General features: G+C 70.7%; 27 protein-coding genes and 1 tRNA gene. 10 read left to right on the forward strand and 18 right to left on the reverse strand.

Annotated elements, in window-relative coordinates:
* Window positions 1-98 precede the first annotated feature (98 nt).
* Window positions 99-1,103: an oxygenase MpaB family protein gene (locus BJY14_RS14405; RefSeq protein ID WP_179844081.1), complete on the reverse strand. Its 1,005-nt coding sequence runs from the start codon at window positions 1,101-1,103 to the stop codon at window positions 99-101.
* Between the two features lie 109 nt (window positions 1,104-1,212).
* On the opposite strand from BJY14_RS14405, the gene BJY14_RS14410 reads away from it, so the two are divergent.
* Together BJY14_RS14410 and BJY14_RS14415 are read left to right on the forward strand one after the other, a co-directional pair.
* Window positions 1,213-1,851 (forward strand): TetR/AcrR family transcriptional regulator, encoded by a 639-nt coding sequence (locus BJY14_RS14410; RefSeq protein WP_179844082.1) that lies wholly within the window; start codon window positions 1,213-1,215, stop codon window positions 1,849-1,851.
* Window positions 1,852-1,971: 120 nt separating this feature from the next.
* Window positions 1,972-3,579 carry a peptide chain release factor 3 gene (locus BJY14_RS14415; RefSeq protein ID WP_179844083.1) on the forward strand — a complete coding sequence of 536 codons (1,608 nt, stop codon included), beginning with the start codon at window positions 1,972-1,974 and terminating at the stop codon, window positions 3,577-3,579.
* A gap of 11 nt (window positions 3,580-3,590) precedes the next feature.
* Here BJY14_RS14415 and BJY14_RS14420 read toward each other — a convergent pair whose 3' ends face one another.
* Window positions 3,591-4,223 (reverse strand): TetR/AcrR family transcriptional regulator, encoded by a 633-nt coding sequence (locus tag BJY14_RS14420; protein WP_179844084.1) that lies wholly within the window; start codon window positions 4,221-4,223, stop codon window positions 3,591-3,593.
* 111 nt (window positions 4,224-4,334) lie between these two features.
* Here BJY14_RS14420 and BJY14_RS14425 point away from each other — a divergent pair, with 111 nt between their 5' ends.
* Window positions 4,335-5,786 carry an MFS transporter gene (locus BJY14_RS14425; protein ID WP_179844085.1) on the forward strand — a complete coding sequence of 484 codons (1,452 nt, stop codon included), beginning with the start codon at window positions 4,335-4,337 and terminating at the stop codon, window positions 5,784-5,786.
* Here BJY14_RS14425 and BJY14_RS14430 read toward each other — a convergent pair.
* A complete protein-coding gene (locus BJY14_RS14430) occupies window positions 5,783-6,364 on the reverse strand; it encodes an HD domain-containing protein (protein ID WP_179844086.1) in 582 nt (193 codons plus the stop codon). The genes BJY14_RS14425 and BJY14_RS14430 overlap by 4 nt on opposite strands.
* A gap of 318 nt (window positions 6,365-6,682) precedes the next feature.
* Here BJY14_RS14430 and BJY14_RS14435 point away from each other — a divergent pair, with 318 nt between their 5' ends.
* Window positions 6,683-7,606, forward strand: a complete 924-nt coding sequence (locus tag BJY14_RS14435; RefSeq protein WP_179844087.1) for a hypothetical protein — start codon at window positions 6,683-6,685, stop codon at window positions 7,604-7,606.
* A gap of 157 nt (window positions 7,607-7,763) precedes the next feature.
* Here BJY14_RS14435 and BJY14_RS14440 read toward each other — a convergent pair whose 3' ends face one another.
* From BJY14_RS14440 to BJY14_RS14460, 5 genes are all read right to left on the reverse strand, one after another.
* Complete coding sequence (locus tag BJY14_RS14440) at window positions 7,764-8,747, reverse strand: DMT family transporter (protein WP_179844088.1); 984 nt, start codon at window positions 8,745-8,747, stop codon at window positions 7,764-7,766.
* A gap of 322 nt (window positions 8,748-9,069) precedes the next feature.
* Complete coding sequence (locus BJY14_RS14445) at window positions 9,070-9,819, reverse strand: amino acid ABC transporter ATP-binding protein (RefSeq protein ID WP_179844089.1); 750 nt, start codon at window positions 9,817-9,819, stop codon at window positions 9,070-9,072.
* Window positions 9,816-10,688, reverse strand: coding sequence for an amino acid ABC transporter permease (locus BJY14_RS14450; protein WP_258944123.1), 873 nt, complete (start codon window positions 10,686-10,688; stop codon window positions 9,816-9,818). The genes BJY14_RS14445 and BJY14_RS14450 overlap by 4 nt, the downstream gene beginning before the upstream one ends.
* Window positions 10,685-11,557, reverse strand: coding sequence for an ABC transporter substrate-binding protein (locus tag BJY14_RS14455; RefSeq protein WP_179844091.1), 873 nt, complete (start codon window positions 11,555-11,557; stop codon window positions 10,685-10,687). Before BJY14_RS14455 ends, BJY14_RS14450 begins: the two co-directional genes overlap by 4 nt.
* Before the next feature lie 34 nt (window positions 11,558-11,591).
* Window positions 11,592-12,422, reverse strand: a complete 831-nt coding sequence (locus tag BJY14_RS14460) for an SAM hydrolase/SAM-dependent halogenase family protein (protein WP_179844092.1) — start codon at window positions 12,420-12,422, stop codon at window positions 11,592-11,594.
* Between the two features lie 314 nt (window positions 12,423-12,736).
* Between BJY14_RS14460 and BJY14_RS14465 the strand changes: the two genes are divergently transcribed.
* Both BJY14_RS14465 and BJY14_RS14470 read left to right on the forward strand, forming a co-directional pair.
* Window positions 12,737-13,687, forward strand: a complete 951-nt coding sequence (locus BJY14_RS14465; RefSeq protein WP_179844093.1) for a DMT family transporter — start codon at window positions 12,737-12,739, stop codon at window positions 13,685-13,687.
* Between the two features lie 457 nt (window positions 13,688-14,144).
* Complete coding sequence (locus BJY14_RS14470; RefSeq protein WP_179844094.1) at window positions 14,145-14,282, forward strand: hypothetical protein; 138 nt, start codon at window positions 14,145-14,147, stop codon at window positions 14,280-14,282.
* A gap of 99 nt (window positions 14,283-14,381) precedes the next feature.
* On the opposite strand, the gene BJY14_RS14475 is transcribed toward BJY14_RS14470, so the two are convergent.
* Window positions 14,382-14,801, reverse strand: a complete 420-nt coding sequence (locus BJY14_RS14475; protein WP_179844095.1) for a hypothetical protein — start codon at window positions 14,799-14,801, stop codon at window positions 14,382-14,384.
* A 149-nt stretch (window positions 14,802-14,950) separates the two neighbouring features.
* Here BJY14_RS14475 and BJY14_RS14480 point away from each other — a divergent pair, with 149 nt between their 5' ends.
* Window positions 14,951-16,108, forward strand: coding sequence for a hypothetical protein (locus BJY14_RS14480; protein WP_179844096.1), 1,158 nt, complete (start codon window positions 14,951-14,953; stop codon window positions 16,106-16,108).
* Window positions 16,109-16,254: 146 nt separating this feature from the next.
* Window positions 16,255-17,061 carry a dihydropteroate synthase gene (gene folP / locus BJY14_RS14485; RefSeq protein ID WP_179849379.1) on the forward strand — a complete coding sequence of 269 codons (807 nt, stop codon included), beginning with the start codon at window positions 16,255-16,257 and terminating at the stop codon, window positions 17,059-17,061.
* On the opposite strand, the gene BJY14_RS14490 is transcribed toward folP, so the two are convergent.
* Window positions 17,058-17,810, reverse strand: coding sequence for a dihydrofolate reductase family protein (locus BJY14_RS14490; RefSeq protein WP_246396740.1), 753 nt, complete (start codon window positions 17,808-17,810; stop codon window positions 17,058-17,060). The genes folP and BJY14_RS14490 overlap by 4 nt on opposite strands.
* On the opposite strand from BJY14_RS14490, the gene BJY14_RS14495 reads away from it, so the two are divergent.
* The gene (locus tag BJY14_RS14495; RefSeq protein WP_179844097.1) at window positions 17,791-18,540 is read left to right on the forward strand and encodes a glycosyltransferase family 2 protein; all 750 of its coding nucleotides are present in this window, start codon (window positions 17,791-17,793) and stop codon (window positions 18,538-18,540) included. The genes BJY14_RS14490 and BJY14_RS14495 overlap by 20 nt on opposite strands.
* A 190-nt stretch (window positions 18,541-18,730) precedes the next feature.
* Here the strand turns inward: BJY14_RS14495 and BJY14_RS14500 are convergent, their stop codons facing one another.
* From BJY14_RS14500 to nagA, 7 genes are all read right to left on the reverse strand, one after another.
* Window positions 18,731-19,117 (reverse strand): VOC family protein, encoded by a 387-nt coding sequence (locus BJY14_RS14500; RefSeq protein ID WP_179844098.1) that lies wholly within the window; start codon window positions 19,115-19,117, stop codon window positions 18,731-18,733.
* Between the two features lie 726 nt (window positions 19,118-19,843).
* On the reverse strand, window positions 19,844-20,452 hold the full coding sequence (locus BJY14_RS14505; protein ID WP_179844099.1) for a hypothetical protein: 609 nt from the start codon (window positions 20,450-20,452) through the stop codon (window positions 19,844-19,846).
* Window positions 20,445-20,648, reverse strand: coding sequence for a type II toxin-antitoxin system HicA family toxin (locus BJY14_RS14510; RefSeq protein WP_218905371.1), 204 nt, complete (start codon window positions 20,646-20,648; stop codon window positions 20,445-20,447). Before BJY14_RS14510 ends, BJY14_RS14505 begins: the two co-directional genes overlap by 8 nt.
* A 245-nt stretch (window positions 20,649-20,893) precedes the next feature.
* Window positions 20,894-20,967: transfer RNA gene (locus BJY14_RS14515), tRNA-Ala, on the reverse strand.
* A gap of 47 nt (window positions 20,968-21,014) precedes the next feature.
* A complete protein-coding gene (gene sepX, locus BJY14_RS14520) occupies window positions 21,015-21,557 on the reverse strand; it encodes a divisome protein SepX/GlpR (protein ID WP_179844101.1) in 543 nt (180 codons plus the stop codon).
* Between the two features lie 215 nt (window positions 21,558-21,772).
* Window positions 21,773-22,393 carry a GNAT family N-acetyltransferase gene (locus tag BJY14_RS14525; RefSeq protein WP_179849381.1) on the reverse strand — a complete coding sequence of 207 codons (621 nt, stop codon included), beginning with the start codon at window positions 22,391-22,393 and terminating at the stop codon, window positions 21,773-21,775.
* A gap of 91 nt (window positions 22,394-22,484) precedes the next feature.
* Window positions 22,485-23,612, reverse strand: coding sequence for an N-acetylglucosamine-6-phosphate deacetylase (gene nagA, locus BJY14_RS14530; protein ID WP_179844102.1), 1,128 nt, complete (start codon window positions 23,610-23,612; stop codon window positions 22,485-22,487).
* Between the two features lie 94 nt (window positions 23,613-23,706).
* Between nagA and BJY14_RS14535 the strand changes: the two genes are divergently transcribed.
* On the forward strand, window positions 23,707-24,540 hold the full coding sequence (locus BJY14_RS14535) for a DeoR/GlpR family DNA-binding transcription regulator (RefSeq protein WP_218905373.1): 834 nt from the start codon (window positions 23,707-23,709) through the stop codon (window positions 24,538-24,540).
* Window positions 24,541-24,569: 29 nt separating this feature from the next.
* On the opposite strand, the gene BJY14_RS14540 is transcribed toward BJY14_RS14535, so the two are convergent.
* A complete protein-coding gene (locus BJY14_RS14540; protein ID WP_179849384.1) occupies window positions 24,570-25,043 on the reverse strand; it encodes a MogA/MoaB family molybdenum cofactor biosynthesis protein in 474 nt (157 codons plus the stop codon).
* Window positions 25,044-25,048 lie beyond the last annotated feature (5 nt).

Genomic DNA, 25,048 nt, shown 5'->3' on the forward strand with positions numbered 1-25,048 from the left:
TCCTGTCCAGAACACCAGAATGGCATTCGGTTACCGTCCGGGGCGAGGGGGTGGGCCCTGTCGATCGCTTTCCCGCACGCCGCGTCCGGGAACCGGGGTCAGGCGCCGGCCTCCACCTCCGCGCGCGACAGCACCGGGTCGGGAGCGACCGGCGCGGTGGAGGCGACCGGCGCCGACACGCCCGCCGCGACCCGCGCCCGCGCCTGGCGGAACTCCGGCAGGGGGCCGGTGGCGTCGTGCAGGGCGTTGAGGACGACCCACAGCGTCGTCCGGCGCAGCCGCAGCGTCACCGGGTTGGGCGGCTGGTAGAGGGCGAGCTTGCGCGCCCACTCCGGCAGCATGTCGCGGGCCGCCCAGTCCATGAACGGGCTGCCGGGCTCCCACGGCTTGGTCTTGCTGTCGCGCAGGTTGGGCCCCGTCCCGAACGCCTTGATCGGGGTGATCGCGAGGCGCGGCAGGTAGGACTCCAGGCACTCGGCCACGTCCGCCTTGGTGGCGGGCAGGTCCGTCCCTCCGAGGGCCTCGCCGACGCGGACGAACTCGCGGTAGTACCGCTCCAGGTCGTCGCCCTTGAGCGGGCGGCGGTGGTAGCGCTCGTGCGCGGTCGCCAGCCCCCACACCACGGTCGCGTAGTTCCAGCGCAGCCATTCGGGGTCGTCGGCGTCGTAGGCGAGCCCGTCCGGACGGGTGCCCTTCACCGTGTGGTGCATGGCGCGGACGGTCCGGGCGAGGCGCTCGGCCGTCGCGGTGGAGCCGTAGGCCGTCCCGATGAAGAACGAGAGGGAGTGCCCGAGCCGCACGGCCGCGCCCTCGGGGTCGATGCCGCCGGTCGGGACGCCGTCGACGCGCTCGGGGATGCGGGAGTGGTCGTAGGCCATCCAGCTGATGCTCGGGTCCAGGCCCTCGATGTAGGCGGCCCCGACCAGGCCGAGCAGCAGGGTCGGCAGGTGCGAGTGGACGTACCAGACCGCGCTGCCGGGCCCGAACCAGCCAGGGTCGCCCTCCGGACCCGCGAACTCCAGCCCGCGGAAGAACCTGGAGCGGATGTCGGCGTCGAAGGCCCGCTCGAACCGCGCCGCGATGATGTTGGTCTTCGATGGCATGCCGCACTCCCGGCCCATTCTGGTGACAGGTGTAGCCAGAGTAAGTGTCTGGGTACACCCGTGTCCAGACTTCGGGGCCGCCGCGGCCCACCGGGGTAGGGTGACCGGCATGGCGAGCACGCGCACGGTCGCGTCCACGCGGTGGGCCGGCGTCCCCGCGAGCCGGCGCCGCGACGAGCGGCGCGCCATGCTCGTCCGGGCCGCGTTCCGGCTGTTCGGCGAGGAGGGCGAGGCCGCGCTCACCGTCCGCGCCGTCTGCCGCGAGGCCGAGCTGCACACGCGCTACTTCTACGAGAACTTCGCCGACACCGGCGAGCTGCTCGCCGCCGTCTACGACCGGGAGGCCGCCGCCCTCGGCGAGGTCCTGGCACGCGCCCTGGACGAGGCCGGCCCCCGCCCGGACGTCCGCACGCGCGCCGGCATCCGCGGCGTGCTGAGCTTCATCAGCGACGACCCCCGCCGGGGCCGCGTCCTGTTCGCCGAGGCGCGCGGCAACGAGGTGCTGGCCGAGCGCCGCCGCGCCGCGCAGACCGCCCTGCTGGACGGCGTCCTCGCGATGAGCCGCGCCGAGAGCCCGCGGCTCCCCGTCGTCGTCGCCGCGACGATGTTCACCGGCGCGATGACCGAGCTGGCCGGGCAGTGGGCCGACGGCCGCCTGGGCGACGACCTCGACGCCGTCGTCGACAGCGCCGTCGAGCTCTCCCTCGCCCTCCACGCGACGACCGCCCCGCACCTCTCCGGCGGGTAGCGGCCCCGTCAGGCGCGCCGGAGCGCGGCCGGTCGCGGCCCGGTCGGGGGGCCGCATATCTCATCGAGGTTGAAATCGACCTTAGAGTATGCGGGGACGGTCGTCGGAGAGGGGAGCGCGGTGAGCGCCGGAATCGGCACGGCGGAGGACGTTGCGGCGGAGGCGGCGCGCCGCCGGACGTTCGCGGTGATCAGCCACCCGGACGCGGGCAAGTCCACGCTGACCGAGGCCCTGGCCCTGCACGCGCAGGCGATCGAGCAGGCCGGCGCGGTGCACGGCAAGGCCGGGCGGCGGGGCGTGCGGTCGGACTGGATGGACATGGAGCGCTCGCGCGGCATCTCCATCACCTCCTCGGTGCTGCGGTTCGAGTTCGGCGACGCCCTGCTGAACCTGCTCGACACCCCGGGCCACGCCGACTTCTCCGAGGACACCTACCGCGTGCTGGCCGCCGTCGACGGGGCGATCATGCTGCTCGACTCGGCCAAGGGCCTGGAGGCGCAGACGCTCAAGCTGTTCGACGTGTGCCGCCACCGCGGCATCCCCGTCATCACGTTCGTCAACAAGTGGGACCGGCCGGGCCGCGAGCCGCTGGAGCTGCTGGACGAGGTCGAGCAGCGCATCGGCCTGCACCCGGCGCCGCTGAACTGGCCGGTCGGGATCGCCGGCGACTTCCGCGGCCTGATCGACCGCGCCGACGGCGCCTACACCCGGTTCCGCCGCACCCCGGGCGGCGCCACCCGCGCGGTCGCCGAACGCGTCCCCGCCGACCAGGCCGCCGCCGAGGAGGGCCAGGCGTGGGCGACCGCGAACGAGGAGCTGGCGCTGCTGGAGGAGATCGGCGCCGTCCTCGACATTGACGCCTTCGCCGCCGGCACCTGCACGCCCGTCCTGTTCGGCGCCGCGCTGCCCAACTTCGGCGTGAGCGCGCTGCTGGAGACCGTGCGCCGCCTGGCGCCCGCGCCGTCCGCGCGCACCGACGCCGCAGGCCACGCGCGCCCGGTGACGGCGCCGTTCTCCGGGCAGGTGTTCAAGGTGCAGGCGGGCATGGACCGGGCGCACCGCGACCGGCTGGCCTTCATCCGGGTCTGCTCGGGCCGGTTCGAGCGCGGCGCGACCCTCACCCACGCCCCGACCGGGCGTCCGCTGGCGACCAAGTACGCCCAGACGGTCTTCGGCCGCGACCGCTCCACGCTGGACGCCGCCTACCCGGGGGACGTGATCGGGCTGCCCAACGCCTCCGGCCTGACCGTCGGCGACACCCTGTACACCAAGACGCCCGTGACGTTCCCGCCGATCCCGGCGTTCGCCCCCGAGCACTTCATGGTGACGCGGGTCAAGGACAACAGCCGGGCCAAGCAGTTCCGCCGCGGCATCGACCAGCTCGACAGCGAGGGCGTCGTGCAGGTGCTGCGCAGCGACCTGCGCGGCGACCAGGCCCCCGTCCTCGCCGCGGTCGGCCCGCTCCAGTTCGACGTGTTCACCGCACGGATGGCCGACGAGTTCGGCGCGCCGGTCGAGCTGTCCCGCCTCGACTACACGACCGCCCGCATCACCGACAAGGAGTCCGCCGAGACGCTCGACGGGCGCCGAGGCATCGAGGTGCTCACCCGCACCCTCGACGGCTCGTACATCGCGGTCTTCGTCGACAAGTGGCGAGTACGCGCGATCGAACGCGAATACCCCGACCTCACCCTCACCCCCATGCTCGCCGCAGGCGTCCCGGACTGACCAGCTTCCCGCTACTCGTGTCCGGGCCGTTCTGAGTAGAGGGCGGCGATCGCGGAGACGATGCGGTCGCGTGCCGTCTCCGGCGGAGTGACCCCGATCAGGACGTAGTACGCCAGGCCTTCGGCGAGCGCGACCAGGTCGACGCCCGCGCCGCCGGGCTCCACCCTCCCCGGCAGGAGTCCGGCCTCCCGGTCCCGGCGAAGAAGCTCGGCGACCTGCCCGTGGAAGTGCTCGTAGTCCGCCCGCATGCGCCGCGCGATCGCCTCGTCCGTGAGGGCCAGGGCGGTGAAGGCCTGCCGGACGCGCAGGCGCGCCCGCGTCTCGGCATCGCCGGCGATGAGCTCGGTCAGGACGACGGTGAGCACCGTGCGCGGCGCGGCGCCTTCGAGGTCCTCGCCCACGAGCGACCTGATGCGGGCGCCGCTCAGCTCGTTGCCGCGCTCGAACGCGGCCTCGACGAGCTCGTGCTTGGTGGGGAAGTAGTGCTGGACGCGTCCCGCCGACACCCCGGCCCGCGCCGCGACCTCGGTCAGCGACACGGCCGGCAGCCCGTGCTCGGCGACGACCGCCAGCACCGCGTCGGCGATCTCCTGTCGCCGCGCCTCGTGCCGCACCCCCGGCCCGCGGGTCCGCCGCTCCGTCACCCGATCCCCTTTCCAATGTGATCACATCGAATTGACGCCTCAGCCTAGCGGAACCTAGCCTGGGCCGAGCAAAACGATGTGACCACATTGGATTGAAGCCAGGGAGACCGGATGACCCGAGCCGGACCGGACGAGGGCCTCGCGGCCTCCCGGACCGCGGCCCCGCCCGCGCACCGGGTGATCCTCGCCCTGGCCTGCGCCGCCCAGTTCATGGTCGTGCTGGACGTCTCCGTGGTGAACGTCGCGCTGCCCTCGATCCAGAGATCCTTGAGCTTGACCGCCACCGGCCTCCCCTGGGTCGCCGGGGCCTACTCCCTCACCTTCGCCGGATTCCTGCTGCTGGGCGGCCGTCTGGCCGACCTCTACGGGACGAGGCGCGTCTTCACCGCCGGCCTCGCCCTGTTCGCCGTCCCGAGCCTGGCCGGCGGGCTGGCGACCGCGCCCGCCCTGCTGATCGCGGCGCGCGCGGCGCAGGGTCTCGGCGCCGCCGTCCTCGCCCCGGCGACCCTGACCGTCCTCACCACCACGTTCCCCGAAGGCCCCCGGCGCACCCGCGCCCTCGCCGTCTGGACGGCGGTGAGCCTGGCGGGCGGCGCGGCGGGCAACCTCGTCGGCGGCGTCCTCACCCAGTCGCTGTCCTGGCGCTGGATCCTGCTGGTCAACGTCCCGATCGGCGCGGCCGCGCTCGCCCTGACCGGCCGCCTCCCCGGCTCCCCTCGCCAGGCCGGGCGCACCGCCCGCCTCGACCTTCCCGGCGCCGCGTCGGTCACCGCCGGGCTGGCCCTGCTCGCCTACGGCATCATGCGGGCCGGGCCGCGCGGCTGGGACGACCCCGTGACCGCGTCGGCCCTCGCCACAGCCGTCCTCCTGCTCGCCGCCTTCATCGTCATCGAGACACGCCTGGCCCGCGCACCGCTGATCCCGCCGCGGCTGTTCCGCCTGCGGGCCGTCTCCGCCGGCAACGCGGCGATGCTGCTCGCCGGAGCCTGCTTCCAGGTGCCGATGTGGTACTTCCTGACCCTCTACATGCAGGACGTCCTGAACTACACCGCGCTGCAGACCGGCCTCGGCTTCCTCCCGCACACCCTGCTCACGATGGCCGTCGGCCTGCGCGTCACGCCGTGGCTGATGAAACGCGCCGACGACCGCGTCCTCATCGTCGCCGGCGCCCTGGCCGCCGCCGCCGGGTTCCTCTGGCAGAGCCGCATCACCGCCGACGGCGGCTACCTCTCCGCCGTGCTCGGCCCGGCGGTCCTCGTCTCCATCGGCGGCGGGCTGCTGAACACTCCCCTGACCACCACCGTCACCTCGGGCGTTCCCGCGAGCGACGCCGGAGCGGCCTCAGGCCTGATGAACACCGCGAAGCAGGTCGGCGGCGCTCTCGGCCTGGCCTCCCTCACCGCCGCCACCGCAGGTCACACCACCGCTCCGGCGTCCCTTGCGAACGCCTACGGCAACGCCTTCCTTCTCATGGCGCTCATGCTGCCGGCCATCGCCGCCGTCTCCCTGGCCCTCCCGTCCAGACGCGACACCGCCGAACCGCCCCGACCGGAGGACGTCTAGGTTGCGTCGCCGTCCAGCGCGCGTGCGAGCCAGTCGAGGGAGCCGGTCTTCTGGGCCTGCTCGGCGAGACGCCGGGCGGACGCGGTCCGGAGCCGGGCGAGCGAGCTGTCGATCCAGGGCTGGGTGTTCCGGTTGCCGTGCTCCCGGTACTCGATGGCCTGGACGAGGCATTCCAGCTTGTCCGCGTCGCGGGCGCACACCGCCTCGGCACTGTCCCCGCCTTCGTACTCCGCGACCACACCCGTGATCATCGCGGCCACCGCCGCGGGCAGGCCGCGGGTCTGGTGCTCGGTGACCCGCTCGTTGGGCGCCTTCTCCACGTACGGCCCGGCCGCGTGAGGAAGGTCGGTGAGGCGCGTCTCCTGGCTGTCGTGGAAGAGGCTGAGCAGCGCGGCCCGCCCAGGGTCGGCGCCCTCCATCGAGGCCAGGACGCTCGCGATGATCGCCGTCCGGAACGAGTGGTCGGCGATGCTCTCCGGGGCGCTCACCCCCGCGACGAGCCAGCCCGTGCGCCTGTAGCGCTTGAGGAGCCCGATCTCGTACAGGAAACCCGCCAGCCGCTCAGTCTCGTCCGCCATACCCAGACCGTAGAGGACCTCTCGCAGGACCGGTGCCCGCTCCTGCCCTTTCGAACCTGGATGCCCGCAGGTGGGCGGCGGTAGATTGGCGGGAGAACCATCAAACTGAAGAGCCGTCCCGGCTCTTGAGTCGCTCCGCGAATGCGGGCGCGACGAGGAGCCGGGACAACGTTCTCGGGATCCTTCGCGCGCCCCGCGACCCAAGGGGATCCCGTGAATCACAAAACAGGGCGCCTGCGAGATTCGATCGCAGGGCTTCGCATGCGCATGGGACCGCCGTCCGGCGATCTCCGTGTCAAGGATAAAGAAGTGCTCGCGATGGCCGTGTTCGCCAATGCAGCGGGTGCGCTCAACGGCTACTTCCTGGTGGCCGTCGGCGTGACCGAACATGTTGGACCGGTCACGACGGCGCTCGTCGTCACTCTCTCCGGAACGTCGGTCATCTGGTACTTCTACCGGCCGTCGTTGCGGAGCCGCTGGCCCGTCTGGAAGCAGGCCCTCCTGCTGGGCACCGCTCTGGGAACGAACAGCATGACTTTCCAGTGCGTCCTGAGATGGGTTCGGCTGGAGGTCATGGAATCGCTGGGCTTCGTGTTCAGCGCGGCTTTCATGCTCGGCGGGAAGGTCGTCCAAGACGTTCGGAGGAAGACCTACTCGACCATCTTGTGGCCGGTCCTCGCCGGGCTGGGCATCTGGGCCCTGACAAGGGACACGTCCGGCGGTGCGGGCGGAGGGCTCTTCACCGCCGCCGTCCCGCGGTTCCGTGTTCTGGACCTTCAGATTCCCGGCTGGGTCCCGGGGGTGGGCGTCGTGACCGCCACGGCGGCGACGTACGCCTTCGCCCAGAAGCGCCTGGAGACGCTCGACAAGAGCATCAAGGGGAAGGTGGACACCCTTTCCGGGTTCCCCGTCTTCGCCATCCTCCTCGTAGGCGCGTGGACCATGGAAGGCGGCTGGGAAGGCATGACCGCCGGCCGCTGGCCCTACCTGCTGATCTGCGTGGCCAGCGGAATGTTCGGCGGGCTCTTCGGCGCCGTCGTTCTGATCAGGGCCTACGAGCAGGGGCTCCTGGCATCGACGAACGCCATGCTTCTCCCGCTGCGGACCCTCTTCGGGACCGCGCTGGGGATGCTCGTGGCACGGACCGCTCCCGGCCCCCTGGGGCTGGCGGCGATCGGCATGATCATCGTCGCCTCCTGCGGGGCGGCGAGGATCCAGAGCCGCAAACCCGGCTCTGACTGACCCGGCGGCGGGGAGGCCCACCTCCCCGCCGTTCGCGTTCGATGCGGGGCACTGAGCGGACGAGTGTGGGGAGGGGCGGCGGCCCCTCCCCACGGGTGGTGATGACGCCGGGCGGGCGGCGGCGCGTACGCCGCCGCCCGCTCGGCCGGTGGGAGCCTCAGGCGGGCTGTCCCCCCTTCATGAAGACGAACCGGCCCTCCGACCGGATCACTTCGATGATCGGGTTCCTCGCGGCGACGATCGCCGCGAGGAGGACCAGGGCCATTCCGCCCCAGCCCCAGCTGTCGGGAGCCTGCACCGCGCTCAGCACGCCGAGCAGGGCCCCGACGAAGCCGACGAGGGTGCCCATCAGACTGTCGAACAGGTAGAACACGCCCGACGCGTCCTCCGAGATCTTGTCGGCCACCCAGGCGCCGATGAGCGTCGGCACCGTGAAGGACAGGACGCCGGCGATGGAGCCCCACAGGAGCACCTTCCCCGACAGCTCGGAGAACCCTCCGCCGAGGACGGGGCTCATGGCCCACACCGCGAGTGCGGTGAAGGGAACCGCGAGCAGGTCCGCGACCGACAGGATCCTGAGCCTCTCCTTCAGCGTGTAGTGGTCGTCGTAGACGCAGCTGAGGTAGTTCCAGAACGACCACGCTCCCAGCACACCGCACGCGAGCCCGAAAACCGCCTCCTTGTCGAAGTGCCTGAACTCGGCAAGGGGGTTGTTGACGGCCATCACGCCCAGGAACGCGACGACGCGGAGCCCGATGTTCAGGGACGCGTTCCGCAGAACGCGCCTCGGCATCTTCCTGCGATGCCGCACGACCCTCCACAGGTTGCTGCCCTTGCAGCACAGCGGCCCCAGGGCGGACATCGTGATGATCGTCCCCATGCCCAGGGTCTGGGCCCCGTACGGGTAGGCCGCGTTGAGCACCAGGATGCCGGCCCCGAGGCGCAGGACGATCACGCGGTCGTAGGCCGTGAGCGCCCGGAAGGGAAGGAGCCTGCGGGTCCACACGACCACGGCGCCCGCGAGGAAGAGGGCACCGACCGCGCCGGTGACCAGCCCGCTGGCGAGCGGATCGGCCAGGGTGTTGAAGGCCCAGCCGATCTGTTGGATCAACAATTCGACGAGTACGACTACGCCGTACACGATCTTCTCCTTTGTGACACCCCCCGCCGCGAGGACGGAGGTGGCTGTGATCCCTTGGATCACGGCGTGCTCTGGCAGACCGCGCCAGGACACGCCGGTTCCGAGGAACCTGGACATGTCCCGGCGCGAGGCCGGAACAGGGAAGACCGTGTGGAGAAGGGCGGCAGGCGCAGTGCGGCCGGCTGGGAAACGACGCAGATCACACGGCGGGCGCGGGCGTCATGAACGCGAAAAGGCGGCACCCTCGTTCACACGGGGGTGCCGCCTGTCAGAGCGCGCGGCGGCCGGTCTCCCGGGACGGCCGTCCCGGGTACCGCGGGGGTCAGATGCGGCGGGACTCCAGGACGCGGCTCAGGAACTCGCGGGTGCGCGGCTCGGTGGGCTCTTCGAAGATCTGCTCGGCCGGGCCGCGTTCCAGGAGGACTCCGTCATGGAGGAAGCAGACGGTGTCGGCGATGTCGCGGGCGAAGCCCATCTCGTGCGTGGCCAGGATCATCGTCATGCCGGAGTCCTTGAGCTCCCGGATGATGCCCATGACCTCGGTGACGAGTTCGGGGTCGAGCGCGGAGGTCACCTCGTCCAGCAGGAGCAGGCTCGGGCGGGTCGCCATGGCCCGGATGATCGCGACGCGCTGCTGCTGGCCGCCCGACAGCCGGTCGGGGTACTCGCCGGCCTTGTCGGCCAGGCCGAACCGCTTGAGCAGATCGTGCGCCTGCTCGGCGGCCTCCGCCTTCGGGCGCTTGTGGACGCGCAGCGGCGCGAGGGTGATGTTGTCCAGCACCGACATGTGCGGGAACAGGTTGTAGGACTGGAACACCATCCCGATCCGCTTGCGGACCTCGTCGGGGTCCGCGCCCGGGTCGGTGATGTCGTCGTCCTCCAGGAAGATCGCGCCGTCGTCGACGGTCTCCAGGACGTTCACGCAGCGCAGCAGCGTCGACTTGCCCGATCCGGAGGCGCCGATGAGGCAGACCACCTCGTGCGGCGCGACGTCCAGGTCGACGCCGCGCAGCACGGGGTGGGCGTGGTAGGTCTTCCACACGCCCTCGATGCGCAGCAGAGGTGTGCTCATCGTCCGCCTCCGGGGGCGCGGCGGCGTTCGGCGCGTGCCGCGAGATGGTCGGTGAACCGGGCCATCGGCACCGTCAGCGCGATGAACAGCACCGCCGTGGCCAGGTAGGGGGTGTAGTTGAAGGTCTCGGCCGAGTGGATCTGCGCCTGCCGCAGCGCCTCCAGCGGACCGAGCACCGCGACGAGCGCGGTGTCCTTCTGCAGCGAGGCGAAGTCGTTGAGCAGCGGCGGGACGACCCGGCGCACCGCCTGCGGAAGGACCACGTACCGCAGGCTCTGGGCCTTGCTGAGGCCCAGCGACCGGGCCGCGGCGCGCTGGCTCGGGTGGATGGAGTCGATGCCCGCCCGGAACACCTCCGCGACGTACGCCCCGTAGGACAGGACGAGCGCGAACCCGCCCAGCACCGCCGGGCTTTCGGGCACGCCCTGCAGCCGCAGCGCCGGGAGCCCGAACCCGACCAGGTACACCAGCAGGATCGTCGGGATGCCGCGGAACACGTCGGTGTAGGCGACGGCCAGCGCCCGCAGCGGGAACAGCAGCGGGGTCCGCAGCCCCCGCGCGAGCGCGACCAGCAGCCCGAGCACCAGGATCAGCACTTCGGCGATCAGGAAGATCCGCACGTTCAGCCAGAAGCCGCGCAGCACGTCGGGGAACGCGCCGGTGAGTTCGCCCCAGTTGAAGAACGTCTCGTGCACGCGCGGCCAGCCGGGCGACCCCACCACCACGACGACCGCGACCACGACGCACAGCACCGTCGACGCCGCGGCCACCGAACCGGACCGCACGTCGGCGCGGCGGCGCCGGCGCTCCCGGTCGAGCTGCCGCTCGCTCTTGACCCAGGCGGCCTGCCCGCCCGTCTGCGCCGTCACTTCAGGACGGGCGCGCCGGCCGACGCGGTCAGCCACTGCTGCTGGATCTTCGCCAGCTCACCGGACGACTTCAGCTGCCCGATGGCCTGGTCGAGGCAGCCGGCGAGCCCGCTGCCCCGCTCCATCAGCAGTCCGAAGTGCTCGGTGACGCCGCCCTGCGACTGCGGCAGCTGACCGACGATCTTCGAGTCGTCGATCTGCGCGGCGGTGACGTAGAAGGCGGTCGGCAGGTCCACCACCAGCACGTCCACCTGCTTGTTCTTCAGCGCGTTCACCGCGTCGATCTGCGTGTTGAAGATCTTCGGCTCGTCGGCGGGCTTGATCTGGTTCTTCACCGCCTGCAGCGACGTCGTCCCGACCTGGACCGCGATGCGCGCCTTGCCCAGCTCCGCGACGGACTTGGCGTTCTCGAACTTGCCGCCCTTGAGGGTCACGATGCCCTGCTGCACGTCGTAGTAGCCGTCGCTGAACGCTACCGCCTTCTCGCGCGCGGGGGTGACGGAGATCTGGTTGATGTCGAAGTCGAAGGTCTTCGGCCCCGGCGCGTACGACGACTCGAAGGACTGGGTCTTCCAGACCACCTCGTCCTTGGTGAAGCCGAGCTTCCCGGCGACCGCGTAGGCGACGGCGCCCTCGTAGCCCTGCCCGTTGGACGGGTCGTCGTCCTTGAACCACGGCTCGAACGCCGGCTTGTCGGTCGCGATGGTGAGCTTGCCGGGCGCCTTCAGCGGCAGCTTGTCCTTGGCGCAGGAGGCGGGACTCTTGCTCGCGGAGGCGCCCGAGTCCTCGTCCTGCGGAGCGCAGGCGCTGACGGCGAGGGCGAGCGCGGCGGCACCGGCGAGCGTTGCCACGAGGGGACGGCGGATCACAGGAAATGCCTCCGGCGGTGAGGGTTTTCGAGGGTCATGGACGCGGCTCCGCGCGCAGAGTGAGGATCCGCGCGCCGGCCAGGCCCAGGGCGTCGGCGGCGCGTCCCTGGTTGACGCCCAGGGCGAGCCATCCGGACGAATCGGTCCACAGCAGCGGCTCCCCGACCGCGACGCTGCCGAAGGTGAGCTGGAACGGGACGCGAGCGGTCCTGGACGGTCCGTCTGCAACGTTCCACTCCACGTCGAACGGGGTGCCCGGTTCCAGGGAGCCGAACGCGGCCGCCAGGTCGCCGGGCTCCGCGCCCAGCACCAGGCTGCCGAACCGGTCGGTGTACAGCACGGGAACGGTCAGCTCGCCGGGCCGGACGACCGGGGGCGGGACGTCCAGCGGCAGCGGCTCGACGGCCGCGCCGAGGTCCGCCGCGTCCGCACCGGCCGCGACGTGCGCGGCGGCGGGAGCGAAGACGTCACGCCCATGGAACGAGGTCGAGACCTGCGGCAGCCGGTAGGCCGGGTTCTCCAGCGCGTACGCCCCGGTGACCCCGCCGAGCACCTCCGCCGCCGGCACCAGCAGCCCGTTGTCCGGCCCGACCAGCACGTCGCCGCGCCCGGTCGCGATCGCCAGCGGCCGGCGGGAGGTGCCCACCCCCGGATCCACGATCCCGACGTGCACGCCCACCGGCAGGTACGGCAGCGCCTGCCGCAGCAGCATCGCCCCCTCCCGCACGTCGAACGGCGTGATCTCGTCGCTGAGCACCAGCACGTTCGCGTCCGGGGCGATCCCGTACACCACCCCGGCGCAGATCGCCGTGTACGCCGCACCGAAGTCGGTCGCCAGGCTGACGAACGGACGACTTTGCGGCATGGCAGACCTCATGAAACGGAAGGGGTGAGCGGTACAGGAGTGAAAATCCTACCAAGTCGATAGATTAGCCAGCCCCGCCACCCCTGTCCGGCAAGCACCGATCACCGTCCCACGATGCGAGACGGCCGTATTGCCGTCGCCCCCCACGCCGTCCGGCGCTCGCCGCGCCCTCTGGTCTCCGTCTCCGGAACCAGACGGTGTGATGGCGATAACAGTTGTCATTTTCAGTAACGCGAACACGGTCTGTACCGCAGGCGGAAGCCGTCTGCCTCCCGGTTCTCCGGGAGAAGAGCCAAACGAAAGGTCGTTGCCTCATGTCCAAAGTGAGGTTGATCGGACGGAAGACGTTCCTGGGGGTCGGTGTCGGCCTGCTAGGACTGCTGTTCTGTGTCACCGGAGACGCCTTCTCCGCGCTGGGCGCCGAAGACCAGGAGCGATTCCCCTTCGCCCCCGGTGCGCTCGGGGCGATCTTCGGCGGGTTGTTCCTCGCGGGCTACGCCGCCGTCCTGTTCGCCCGGGACGTTCGGTCGTCCAAGGACAACAGCGTCGCCAAGGAGTTCCAGCGGGCGCGCGCCTCGGCCAAGTCGGTCCGCTGGCCGATCGCGTGCCTGGGGATCTCCGGAATCTTCTACCTGCCGCTGCTGGTCGCCGCGACTCAGCGGATCAGCAGCTTTCCCACGGTGATCGCGATCGCGTTCTGCGGCCCGCTGGCCGTGGCGGTCTGGGGAGCGGTCCGCGAGGCCCGCTTCCTCGCGGCGTTCTGGCCCGTCCTGGCCGGTGCGGGTCTGTGGATCATGTCGCTCCAGGAGGAGTCGCACGCCGACCTGCTCGGCTACGCCTTCGCCGCCGCGGCCGCGATCTGCTTCGCCGTGAACGTCAGTGCGGTCGAGAAGCTGGAGGACCGGGGAGCCGAGACGATCGGGCTGGCCCTGGCCGGCCTGCTCACCATCCCGGGCGCGGCCTGCTGGCTGGTGGCGGGGGGCCTGGACTGGTTCCAGCCCCGGATCCTCCTGCTGGCCACGCTGACCGGACTGTGCACGGCGTGCGTGGCTCCGGTGCTGGAGGCGCGTTCCATCGGCTTCCTGGGCAAGGAGAAGTTCGGCGTCCTCGCCGCCGGTGAGCCGATCATGAGCCTGCCGGTCGGACTGCTGCTCCTCGGGGAGGTCCCCGGCTGGTTCGTGGCGGTCGGCATGGCGGCCATCGTGGTGGCCATCGTGGCGAACACCGTCGAACTGGACAGGTTGCTCCTGCGCCGTCGGCGGTAGCACGGCCGACGGCTCGGAGCCGGAAGACGGCAGCCGGGCCCGCCCAGGGGCACGGCGGCCGAACCGCCGGGCGGCGCGCGAACCGCGCCGCCCGGCAGCACCGCGGGGCCGACGGCCCCGCACCCGCGGTGGGGAGGCATTGCCTCCCCACCGTTCTGCTTTCCGGGCACCTGTTCCGATTCCGGAGAACTTCCCGGCAAGGGACCGGAACTGCCGATCCTGTTGCTCGGGGGACGGTCGTCGTCATAGGAGGGCTGGTGCCAAGTGTGCTCCGCGGGAGCGGAGCAGGCGGCCAGCGATGACAATGCAAAGAAGAACAGCCGGGTGGATCGCGGTAGCGGTCCTCCTCGTGATGGGCGGCGGCGTGGAGCTGAAAGGAAGCACCGAGCCCGGTACTTCCCCGGGCGTCCCGAACGTCCAGACCTCTTCACCCGCTCCCTCCGCCGGGAAGGCGCAGGTGAGCTCACGCCTGTGGCAGACCGACCACTGGAAGGTCTTCCTCAAGGGCGGCGGCTCGGTCGATCTGTCCGAGAGCGCCGGAGACAACTGCACCCACGGCAGCGTCTTCGTCCGCAGCACCCGTAAGTGCGAGTAGGGGACGCGCCCGACAGTCGGGAGTTCCCGGAGCGCACCTGCTCCGGGAACTCCTCCTCTTCCCGGCCGCCCCGTCCGCCCCGGCCGCCTTGAGGGGCGACTACTCCCTGCCCGGCGCGGACGTGTGGTGCGGGTGCCCGTGGGTGCGCCGCTGTTCCTTCAGCCGGGCCTCGTGGAGGTGGCGTCTGCCGGCGGTCAGCAACTCTCGTACGCGCGACTCATAACGTCGGAGCGGCTCGTAGTAGGTGTCGTCGTACTCCTCGATCGCCTGGAAGCTCCAACGGTCCGGGAGGACGTTGCGGCCTACGAGTTCGCGCGACAGTTCTTCGGCGAGGTCCCGGTGCCCTGCGTCGGCGAGCAGCTCGGCCGCGTCGCCCAATTCGAAGTCCGCCTTGCCTGTGAGTTGATGCCATGAGTACAGATGGCCCCTGGCGCGCTCGATGCTCTCCAGGGCCTCGCTCAGCTTGCCTACGGCTTTCACGGTCGCCTCGTCGGGCTCGGGACTGCTGCCAGCGATCATGCGGGCTTATCTTCCCTTCCGCCCTCTGATGATGCCCTCCCGCCTCCGATCGAGGGCCAGGGCCGGGACGGGCGGCCGGTCAGGCCGTCCAGCCGCCGCGGCCTAGACTGCTGGGCCGGGTCAAGTCGCTTCGGACGGCAAGGGGTCTCATGGAAAACGGCGTCCCGCCTCAACGGCAGAGCCCCGAGAGCGACCAGCTCGCGGACCGCATGGGGACGGCGTCAGACGTGGAGAAGGCGTCCGTCCTTGTCGACCACTTCGCGGCGGCCACCGCCGGCCCTCCGTCGGCATGGGTGGACGAGTTCGTCTCACGGGTCGAAGAGTTCGGGCTCTCCGTACGGCAGATCCGGCGGGCGGCCACAGACCTCGCCTGGCTGGCGCGGAAGAACGGTCAGGGCTACCTGGACGAGACCGACCGGGCGCGCGTCCTGGCAGCCGGCAACTCGCATACCGCACGGCTGTGCCTTGCCTACATCCAAGGCCAGCGGTTGCGCTTCGACTTCAAGTTCGCGCAGCTCCACCGGCAATGCCTCGACTGGCTGACCGAGTTCGACGGTGACGCCCTCGTACTGAGCTTCGCGGCCTTCGCCGCACTCGGCGCCCGCACCTCGAACGGGCCCAGCATGTACCAGCGCGCCGTCGAGGCCCCCGACGCGGACGACAAGAGCAACCAGGTGCTCCTGACGGGCATCAATTTCGCCGACCATTTGCCGGAACAGCCGCAGATGATGCTGACCCTCTCCGACGAGATGATGGCGCGCGGCCAGGAAAACGCGATCGTCTATTACCGACGCGCGACGGCGTACCGGAAACTCGGCCGCTTCGAAGACGGGCTCTACGAAATAGACAGGGCAATAGACGACCTCGGCCCGGGCGACGTTCTGGTGCATGAACAGTTCACCCAGGAGCGCCGTTCGATCATTCTGGCCCAGGATCTGCAAAAGCAGATCGAACGCAACACCCAGGCCGTCGCGGACTCCATCACCGCCCAGGTGGACGAGCGGATCGCGGCGGCCTCGGCCCAGCTCGAACAACGGCTCGACGAGGCCTCACTGAGGCTGGCCCAGCGTGTCGACGTGGCGCAGGAGATGGTCTCGTCCGGCCTGCTCAAGATGGTGGAGATCCTCGGACTCTTCGTCGCTCTCGTCGGCTTCATCGCCGGGTCTGGGGCGGTGGTGATCAAGTCGCACGGCCTCGAGGAACGGGCGCTCTCCATGCTTCTGGTAGTCGGCGGATCTCTGGTCTTCTTCGCTCTCCTCCGGCTCGTCACCACCGTGGGCAGGCGACGCGTGCGAACGGAGAGGTAGTCGCGCACCGCCTTGCTATGCTGGCGCCGAGTTCAACCTAGGTGGCTGATGTGAGCGAAAAGAACGCTGTCTACCGTCCCGAGCTAATTTGCCCTGAACGGACGATCGGGCGGCGCGCGTTCGATTTCTCGCGACAGGTCGCCGTGATGGCGATAATCAACCGCACTCCCGACTCATTTCACGATCGGGGCCGCACCTTCGCCTTGGACAAGGCTCTGGTCGCGGCGGAGAACGCACTCGCCCGCGGGGCCGACTGGCTGGACATCGGCGGCGTCCCCTTCGCTCCGGGGCCTCCGGTGAGCATCGAGGAGGAGATCGACCGTGTCGTCCCGGTCATCGAGGGCGCCCGCTCCCGCACGGACGCCGTGATCTCCGTCGAGACGTACCGGCCCGAGGTCGCCCGCGCCGCCTTCGCCGCCGGCGCCGACGTCCTGAACAACACGAGCGGCCTGCACGACCCCGCCCTCGCCGACGCGGTCGCGGAGGCCGGCGCGACGCTCATCATCACGCACAGCCTCGCCGACCCCCGCACTCCCTACCCCCGCCCCCGGTACGACGACGTGGTCACCGAGGTCGCCGAGTTCCTGCGCCGGCGGGCCGCCCTCGCCGAGAAGCACGGCGTGCCGGCGGACCGGATCATCATCGACCCCGGCCACGACCTCAACAAGAACACCTACCACTCGCTCGAACTCACCCGCCGTCTCCCGGAGATCGCGCAGCTCGGCTACCCGCTGCTCGTCGCGGTCTCGAACAAGGACTTCATCGGCGAGACGCTGGAGCGAGACCAGCAGGACCGCGTCGAGGGCACCATCGCCGCCCTCGTCGTCTCCATCATGAGCGGCGCACGCATCGTCCGGGTTCACGATGTCGCGGAGGCGAAGGCGGCGGTGAACATGGTCGAAAGCATCCTCGGCTGGCGTCCACCCGCCTACGTCCGCCACAACCTCGTCTAGCGCTCGGCCATGCGGTACCGCAGGAAGAGATAGTTCTCGTCCTGGAACGCGTGGCACAACTCCATGCGCTGCATGTCGATACTCGGACCATCCAAGACACGGGCGGCGTCACCGGCGGTGATGACCGGACTCAACGTCAGGCACAGCTCGTGCAGCCAGCCCGCGGCGGCGATCTGAGCCAGCAGGACCGGGCCTCCCTCACAAAGCTGGCGCCGGTAACCCTTGTCGGCCAGCCGCCGCAACGCCATGCCCAAGTCAGTGGAGTCGGTACCGCACACCATGACCTCGGCGTGCTTCTCGGCTTCGCGCAGACGCTCGGCCGGGGCCGCGCCGCACGTGATGACGACCGGCGGCGCGGGCGCCTCGGTGAACAGCGGCCCGTCGAAATCGAGCCGCAGACTCCGCGACACGACGGCCAGCTTCGACGCCTCCGACGGATACGCCCCGTACTCCCGAACCGTCGTGGCCCCCATGATCACAACGTCGGCCAGCGTCCTGAGCCCCTGCATGAGGGCCCAGTCCCCCGCGTACCCGAGTGCACTGGTGCTCCCCTGGTACCGGATCCCCCCATCGAGCGACGCGATCATGTTCGCCCGCAGCCACGGCGCCGTCTCCGGATAGGCGTACCGCTCCAGCATCGCGCTCACGTCCATCTGTGCACTGTAGAGGCCGCCGCCACCCCGGACCATGTGATGATCAAGGCCGCGCGCCCGGACGAGGAGGAGTGCCATGCCACTGATCTCGATCATCACCGCCGTACGGAAACCCGTCCCCGACTACCTGCGCCAGGCCGCCGCCGGCGTCGCGTCCCAGCGCCTCCCCGCCGGCTGGGACCTCGAATGGCTCGTCCAGGAGGACGGCGACACCCCGACCGCCCGCGACCTGTGCCCGGGCGCGCTCTACGAGGCGAACGGCGCCCAGCTCGGCACCGGAACGACCAGGAACTTCGCACTGAGCCGGGCACGCGGCGACCTCGTCGCCGTACTCGACTACGACGACGTCCTGCTCCCCGACGGCCTCGCGACGCTCATCCCCGCCTTCGACGAGCATCCCGGCATCGGCTGGACGATCGGCCAGGCGGACGACTTGATCGACGGACAACGCGTCCCCTACCCCCTGGCCTACCCCTGCGGCATGGTGCCCGCAGGAACGATCGGCCGCCTGTACGAAGAGACGGGCCTATGCCAGGCGGCCTGCGCCGGCCTGGTCGCCCCCACCGACCTGATCCGCGCCTTCGGCGGCTGGGGCGCCCTCCCCCGCGCGCAGGACGTAGCCCTCTTCATCGCACTCAGCGAAGTCTTCGACGGCTACCAAGAACCCACCGTGACCTGGCTCTACCGAAAGCACCCAGACCAGACCACCCACCCCACAAAGCCCGACACCTGGGGCCGGCACCAGGACAACTTCATCCGCCACCGCCTGAACGCCATCCGCACCACCCCCCTCCCCACCCCCACCGCAGCGCGCCCCGGCTCGTGAGGAACTTCGAAGCGCAAACGTCCCCAGCCCAAGCCCCCTGGACATGGGCCAGACCTTCTCCGAGCTCACGGAAATGGCCCGCACCACCGTGCGGCTGTGCTGTGGCCCGACTCGTCCTCGATCACCGGCCGACCCCGGCCCTGATGCCATGCTCATGAACCGCCTCGGTCGAGCGGTCGTCCAGGGATGGTCAGGACGGACCGGACGGGGCCCGGCTCAGATGCACGACGCAGAAGATGTTGCCGTCCGGGTCGGCGAGGACGACGAAGTCGGGGTCCGGTGGATACAGGTCCCAGTCGACGCTGACGGCCCCCAGCCCGATCAGTCGCTCGACCTCGGCCTCCTGCTCGTCCGTGGTGTCCGTCAACAGGTCGAGGTGGATACGCGGGTGCGCTTCGGCGGGCGATTCGCTGCGCATCAGACCGAGCGCCCGGCCTGACCCATCCGCATGTTCCAGTGTCCGCCAACCCGGGCTCTCCCACTCGGACACGGGCTTCAAATCCAGCGCCGACGTCCAGAACGCCACGGCCCGGGGCAGGTCGGTCACACCGATCACAGGGAAGCCGAGTCTCAGCATGCCCCGAGTCTAGGCAGCATCCCAACAGCCCAAGGCCCAAGAACCCTCGCCAGGAGGAGCGCCCCCAAACCCGAACAGCACCATCGCGGTGAGCATCTATCCTCAGCGAGATCCGGCCACTCCAGCGCTGTCCCGACTGTCACCTACGTCTCTAGGATCTCGCTCTCTCGCAACCGATGGCTCGCCCGACCTGGGGGTCTCCATCAGCGATCCCCAGATCGAAGCGCATCACTGAGCGCAAATACTCGATGCGGCTCCAGAATCGCTCACCATAAGCAAAGGCAGCATCGAAGGAGTCGCCATCCCTTGTATCGCCGGACTCCAGCCGCCTGGCCATAGAGAACAAAGTACCGAGATGCCCCCTCACGGCCCCGGCAGCCTCTAGCACATTGCCGCTGAATCTTGGCCAGGTCGAACTCTTGCTGCCTGCTTCGAAGCGCCGTCCGCTGGGAGTAGATGGATCCCGCCACCGTTCCAATCACGGCGATGACCGCGGCCAGTAAGTCCGTGATATAGGCCATGGCCGGAGCCTAACCGGTCCGATATGGCCCGTACGGGCGCAACTAAGGCCGCGCGTCCCGACACCGCCTGCAGGACATCACCGCGTCCCTCACTCGGCGTCGACCAACTCGGCTGCACAAGAGCTCAGGCCTCTGCGACCGTGGCCCGGGGACCAGGGCTATCGAGACTGTCGACCGAGCCGTTTTCCTGCCGCGGGAGCGAGGTTCAGGCGACGATCGGATGGGGGCCGTTTACCGGCCTTACGATCGGGGTCTCGCGGAGGACTTCGCCCAGTGTGGACCGCAGCGTGTAGCCCTCTTGGGTGATCCCAACGGTGCCGAGCACTGGATCTTCCTCGCCGTACCTGAACGGCACCGTGACGATGAAGGGCTCGGCGACGGCTACAGCGATCGTCAGGGCGTCTCCCCGGGGGTCGAACTGCTCCGCCAGCCATCCAATGGTGTCAGAAGGCAAAGCGCACACGTAGACGGCCTCACCAACGCGATTGACCGAAGTCGCCACGAGTGAACGAGCTTGGTCCTGCACCGTCAGCGCCCGTCCCAGCCTCTTGTAGACCTCTTCGCGCTCCTTGCGGTGCTCATCGAGCGCGATGCGGATCACGAGCTCGCCCCCGGCGATCTCGTAGTGGCGTTCATGGTGTTCTACTACGTGGAACGGCCCTGGCCGGTCGAAGTGGAAGGCGAGGACCTCGTCGATCTCCGCCCGCAGCTCGGACAGCGAGGACACGCCGTGGGCCAGCCCCGGAGCCTGCGGCGAAGTCGCGTACAGGCCGTCCTCCACCGACCTGACGATCAAGTGGATCACTTCAGCCACCCTGCACCACCTCCAACGCCTCCTCGCAGCTGAGCTCTGCCTGCTTCACCAGTATGTCCCGCACTTCGGTGGGTGTCAGGCTCCGCCTGTCGTGAAACGCGAAGGTGATCGGGGGCCTTCCCTCGCACTCCAGTCGTCTGTGAGATCCCCTCTGGCGGACGATCTCATACCCGAGCTTCTGCAGCACCCTCAGCATGGCCGGCGCCTTCAGAGAGGGGAATGGGCTAGGCACGCACCGTACGGTACCGCTGGCGCTGCGTGAGGGTAGCCAACTGTAGTGATCCGCGCCTGCTCCGCCTGGGACGTGTCGGAGCGGCCTGGTGGCTCGTGGCCGCACCGTGGCATCTGGTGGTGGGGAAACCCCGATGGCGTCTGATGACGAACGAGTAAGACCCTGATCGGGATGATTTCCGATCAGGGTCTTGACCTGGGTGTTCTCGGTGGAGCTGAGGGGATTTGAACCCCTGACCCCCTCGATGCGAACGAGGTGCGCTACCGGACTGCGCTACAGCCCCGAGGACTCCGTAAGGTTAGCAAACATCGGGGAGTGCTCGCGCACCGGTTATTCGCCGACGGCGCGGCGGTCGGCGGCGTACTGGTCGAAGACCTCGTCGGGGGTGATGAGTTCGATGACCTCGGCGGGTTCGGTGGCCTCGGCGGCGCGGCGGGCCTCCAGGGCGCGGGTGCGGGCCGCGGCGCGGGCCTGGGCGGCGGCGCGGCGGCGGGCGGTGTCCATGCCCACGGCGACGCGCAAGAGCGCCAGGTGGCCGGCCAGGAGCAGGACCGGGGGCACGATGATCCACCAGGGCGTGAGGCCGGAGGCGGTGACCGCCACGGAGGTGAGGAGCAGCGCGGCGAGGCCGGAGGTGCGGCGGCGGCGCCGGGCGATGACGGTGGCGCGGCTCACCGGGCGGCGCGGGGCGGGGGCCTCCTCGTCGCGGAGCGGCTCCTCCTCGTCGCCGTCGTCCTCGGCGGCGGGCTCGTCGGGACGCTTGTGCAGGAGGCGGGAGATCCCGGTGGTCTCGGTGTCGCGGCGCAGCCACATGGGCACCAGGACGACGGCCCAGACGGCGACGATCGCGAGGTAAAGGACGGCGCTGCTCATCGGCCCCACCGTTCCAGGGCACGCTCGGCAGGCGGGCCGACTTTCGGCGCGCGAACGTGCAATGGGAGCAGGGTCACGCCCCGCACGGTACGAGGGGCTGTCAGAGGTTGACGAGCATAAGGGGCGGTGTGTCGCGAGATCGATCTCGCCGTTACTCTCCGTTTGCCGGGACTTCTCGATCGCAGGATTCTTACGGCGGGAAAGTCATGGGCCGCTCAGGTGCGCCGGGGAAATGCCTGTTTCCGGTCTGCCAGCCAGCGGGCGCGCAGGCCACCGGGCACGTCCTCGACGGTGAGGGCGTAGCAGATGTGGTCGCGCCAGGCTCCGTCGATGTGCAGATGGCGGCGCCGAATTCCCTCTTCGCGGAATCCGAGTTTTTCGACGACGCGGCGGCTCGCGGTGTTCTCCGGACGGATATTCGCTTCGAGGCGGTGCAGGCCGACGGTGAAGAAACAGTGGTCGACGGCGAGGGCGACGGCGGTGGGAATGACGCCGCGGCCTGCGACGCGCCTGTCGACCCAGTAGCCGATCTGCGCGGAGCGCGCCGAACCCCAGACGATCGCGCCGATGGTGAGCTGGCCGGCGAAGTCGTCCTCGTGGGTGACGACCCAGGGCAGGGCGAGGCCGTGGCGGGCCTCGCGGCGCATGGTGTGGACCATGCTGACGTACGGTCCGAGGCCGCTGCGGAACAGCGGCGTCTCGGGGTTGGTGGGCTCCCAGGGCCGGAGCCAGTCGGCGTTGCGGACCCGCAGCTCGCGCCAGACGGCGGCGTCGCGGTGCCGCAGCGGGCGCAGCCCGACAGGGCCCTCGGTCAGGGTGACCGGCCATCCCCGCAAACGTTCCACGGTTCCATGATTCCCTGGTCGGATGTCTGAACGCCATATTGTCCCCGAGAAATCGGGCACGCGGGACGTTCGGCCACCACCGTCACACGCGGCGGCCCCACTTCATCACCCAGTCGACGCGCAGGTCGTCGTCCAGGACGACGAGGTCGGCGTCCTTGCCGGGCTCCAGTGATCCGACGCGCGCGTCGAGGCCGAGGGCGCGCGCCGGGGTGAGGGACGCGGCCTCGGCGGCGCGTTCGATCGGCAGGCCGACGTCGGCGACGGCGCGGCGGAAGGCGTCCGCCATGGTGATCGTGCTGCCCGCGATGGACGTCCCGCCCGCGAGGACGGCGCGGCCGCCGCGGACCTCGACGTCCATCACGCCGAGGCGGTAGTCGCCGTCGCCCATCCCGGCCGCGGCCATCGCGTCGGTGATGAGCGCGACGCGGGGCGTGGCGGCGAACACGAGGCGGGCCACGGCGGGCTCCACGTGGACGCCGTCGTTGATCAGCTCCACGGTGATCCGGGGGTCGTTCAGGGCGGCGGCGACCGGGCCGCCCTCGCGGTGGTGCAGCGGGCGCATCGCGTTGAACAGGTGGGTCGCCACGCGGGCGCCCGCGTCGAACGCCGCCCGCGCGGCCTCGCCGGTGCCGTCGGTGTGGCCGACGGCCGCGATCACGCCCGCGTCCACCGCCTCCCGGACGAGGTCGAGGGCGCCCGGCAGCTCGGGCGCGAGGGTGATCATGCGCAGGTGCCCGCGGCCGAGGCGGACGAGGCGGCGGAACTCGGCGGGGTCCGGGGCGCGCAGGAGCGCCGGGTCGTGCGCGCCGCAGCGCGAGGGGGCCAGGTAGGGGCCCTCCAGGTGGACGCCCGCGATCACGCCGTCGGCGGCGAGGCCGGCCAGGCCCTCGACGGCGCCGGCCAGTTCGTCCGGGTCGCCGGTGACGAGGCTCGCCATCGTGGTGGTGGTGCCGTGCGCGAGGTGGAAGGAGGCGGCCCGGTGGGCCTCGTCCGGGCGTCCGAGCTGGTAGGAGGCTCCGGCGCCGCCGTGGACGTGCATGTCCACGAAGCCGGGCACGACGTACCGTCCGGCGAGGTCGATCACCTCACCGGTGCCGGGACCGGCCGCGATCGTGCCGCCGGCGATGTGGAGGGCGCCGTCGCGGACGCCGTCCGGGAGGACGATCCGCGCGTTGGCCAACGAAACGGCGCCGTCGTCCGGCTTCGCCATGGAATCCCCCAATGCACGCATATGATCGTTAGTGATTGTTCCATGGCCGCAACGCTCAGGTAAGACCAGGGGCGCGCAGGGCTAGAATCCGCGGATGACCACCTCCCTGGAGTCCCGTCCACCCGCAGGAAAGGGGGCCGGTGTGACCCGGCACGAGCGCTGGAACGCGCTGCTCGAACTGCTCGCGGACGCCGGGCGGCTGACGGTCGAGGAGGCGTCCCTGCGCATGGGGGTGTCGGCCGCGACGATCCGCCGCGACTTCGACCAGCTCGCGCAGCAGCAGATGCTGACCCGCACCCGCGGCGGCGCCGTCGCGCAGAGCGTCAGCTACGACCTGCCGCTGCGGTACAAGGCGGCGCGGAACGCGTCCGAGAAGCAGCGGATCGCGGCGGCGACGGCCGAGCTGGCCGAACCCGGGTCGATCATCGGGCTGAACGGCGGGACGACGACGTCGGAGGTCGCCCGGGTGCTCGCCACGCGCGCCGACCTGCACGCGGAGGGGCCGACCCCGGCGATCACGATCGTGACGAACGCGCTGAACATCGGCAACGAGCTGGCCGTCCGGCCGCACGTGAAGATCGTCCTGACGGGCGGGGTGCCGCGGCCGCAGTCCTACGAGCTGACCGGGCCCCTCGCCACCGGCATCTTCGACCACGTGACGCTGGACGTGGCGGTCATCGGGGTGAACGGGGTGACCGCGCGGCACGGCGCGACCTGCCACAACGAGGGCGAGGCGGTCGTGAACCGGCTGATGGCCGAGCGCGCCGACCGGGTGGTCGTGGTGGCGGACGGCACCAAGGTCGGCCACCGGGCGTTCGCCCGCATCTGCGGCACCGACGAGATCGACGTCCTGGTGACGGACGGGACGGCGCCCGAGTCCGAGATCGCCGCCTTCACCGAGGCCGGCGTCCAGGTCATCCAGGCGTAGGGTCCGGCGGTCGCGGCGCGGGAGCGGTGTTAGGCCGGCGGGCGGGGGTGGTCGCCGCCGTTGATCTGGTCCACCGCGTGCGGCAGGACGCGGGCCAGCACGGTCATTCCGTCGCGGACGCCGCCGGTCGAGCCGGGCAGGTTGACGATGAGGGTGCGGCCCGCGATGCCGGCGAGACCGCGCGACAGGATCGCGGCGGGGACCTTCTCGCGTCCCTCCAGGCGGATGGCCTCGGCGATGCCGGGGACCTCCCGTTCGATGACCGGCCGGGTCATCTCGGGGGTCTGGTCGGTCGGGGTGAGGCCGGTGCCGCCGGAGGTGACGACGACGTCGTAGCCGGCGGCGACCGCGTCGCGCAGGACGCCGGTGACCGGTTCGCCGTCGGGGACGACGACGGGGCCGTCCACCTGGCAGCCGATGTCCTCCAGCATCTCGACCAGCACCGGGCCGGACCGGTCCTCGTAGACGCCCGCCGCGGCGCGGTTGGAGACGGTGACCGCCATCGCCC

Origin of the sequence: Actinomadura luteofluorescens (assembly GCF_013409365.1) — a bacterium.
GTDB classification, from domain to species: domain Bacteria; phylum Actinomycetota; class Actinomycetes; order Streptosporangiales; family Streptosporangiaceae; genus Spirillospora; species Spirillospora luteofluorescens.

Bases quoted from the DNA above. Each gene is read 5' to 3' on its own strand.
- BJY14_RS14435 (WP_179844087.1), top strand. From the start codon at position 6,683: ATGGCCGTGTTCGCCAATGCAGCGGGTGCGCTCAACGGCTACTTCCTG.
- BJY14_RS14405 (WP_179844081.1), bottom strand. From the start codon at position 1,103: ATGCCATCGAAGACCAACATCATCGCGGCGCGGTTCGAGCGGGCCTTC.
- BJY14_RS14475 (WP_179844095.1), bottom strand. From the start codon at position 14,801: ATGATCGCTGGCAGCAGTCCCGAGCCCGACGAGGCGACCGTGAAAGCC.
- BJY14_RS14465 (WP_179844093.1), top strand. From the start codon at position 12,737: ATGTCCAAAGTGAGGTTGATCGGACGGAAGACGTTCCTGGGGGTCGGT.
- BJY14_RS14445 (WP_179844089.1), bottom strand. From the start codon at position 9,819: ATGAGCACACCTCTGCTGCGCATCGAGGGCGTGTGGAAGACCTACCAC.
- BJY14_RS14535 (WP_218905373.1), top strand. From the start codon at position 23,707: ATGACCACCTCCCTGGAGTCCCGTCCACCCGCAGGAAAGGGGGCCGGT.
- BJY14_RS14430 (WP_179844086.1), bottom strand. From the start codon at position 6,364: ATGGCGGACGAGACTGAGCGGCTGGCGGGTTTCCTGTACGAGATCGGG.
- BJY14_RS14425 (WP_179844085.1), top strand. From the start codon at position 4,335: ATGACCCGAGCCGGACCGGACGAGGGCCTCGCGGCCTCCCGGACCGCG.
- nagA (WP_179844102.1), bottom strand. From the start codon at position 23,612: ATGGCGAAGCCGGACGACGGCGCCGTTTCGTTGGCCAACGCGCGGATC.
- BJY14_RS14510 (WP_218905371.1), bottom strand. From the start codon at position 20,648: ATGCTGAGGGTGCTGCAGAAGCTCGGGTATGAGATCGTCCGCCAGAGG.
- BJY14_RS14480 (WP_179844096.1), top strand. From the start codon at position 14,951: ATGGAAAACGGCGTCCCGCCTCAACGGCAGAGCCCCGAGAGCGACCAG.
- BJY14_RS14410 (WP_179844082.1), top strand. From the start codon at position 1,213: ATGGCGAGCACGCGCACGGTCGCGTCCACGCGGTGGGCCGGCGTCCCC.
- BJY14_RS14490 (WP_246396740.1), bottom strand. From the start codon at position 17,810: ATGATCGAGATCAGTGGCATGGCACTCCTCCTCGTCCGGGCGCGCGGC.
- BJY14_RS14540 (WP_179849384.1), bottom strand. From the start codon at position 25,043: ATGGCGGTCACCGTCTCCAACCGCGCCGCGGCGGGCGTCTACGAGGAC.
- BJY14_RS14460 (WP_179844092.1), bottom strand. From the start codon at position 12,422: ATGCCGCAAAGTCGTCCGTTCGTCAGCCTGGCGACCGACTTCGGTGCG.
- folP (WP_179849379.1), top strand. From the start codon at position 16,255: ATGGCGATAATCAACCGCACTCCCGACTCATTTCACGATCGGGGCCGC.
- BJY14_RS14500 (WP_179844098.1), bottom strand. From the start codon at position 19,117: ATGCTGAGACTCGGCTTCCCTGTGATCGGTGTGACCGACCTGCCCCGG.
- sepX (WP_179844101.1), bottom strand. From the start codon at position 21,557: ATGAGCAGCGCCGTCCTTTACCTCGCGATCGTCGCCGTCTGGGCCGTC.
- BJY14_RS14495 (WP_179844097.1), top strand. From the start codon at position 17,791: ATGCCACTGATCTCGATCATCACCGCCGTACGGAAACCCGTCCCCGAC.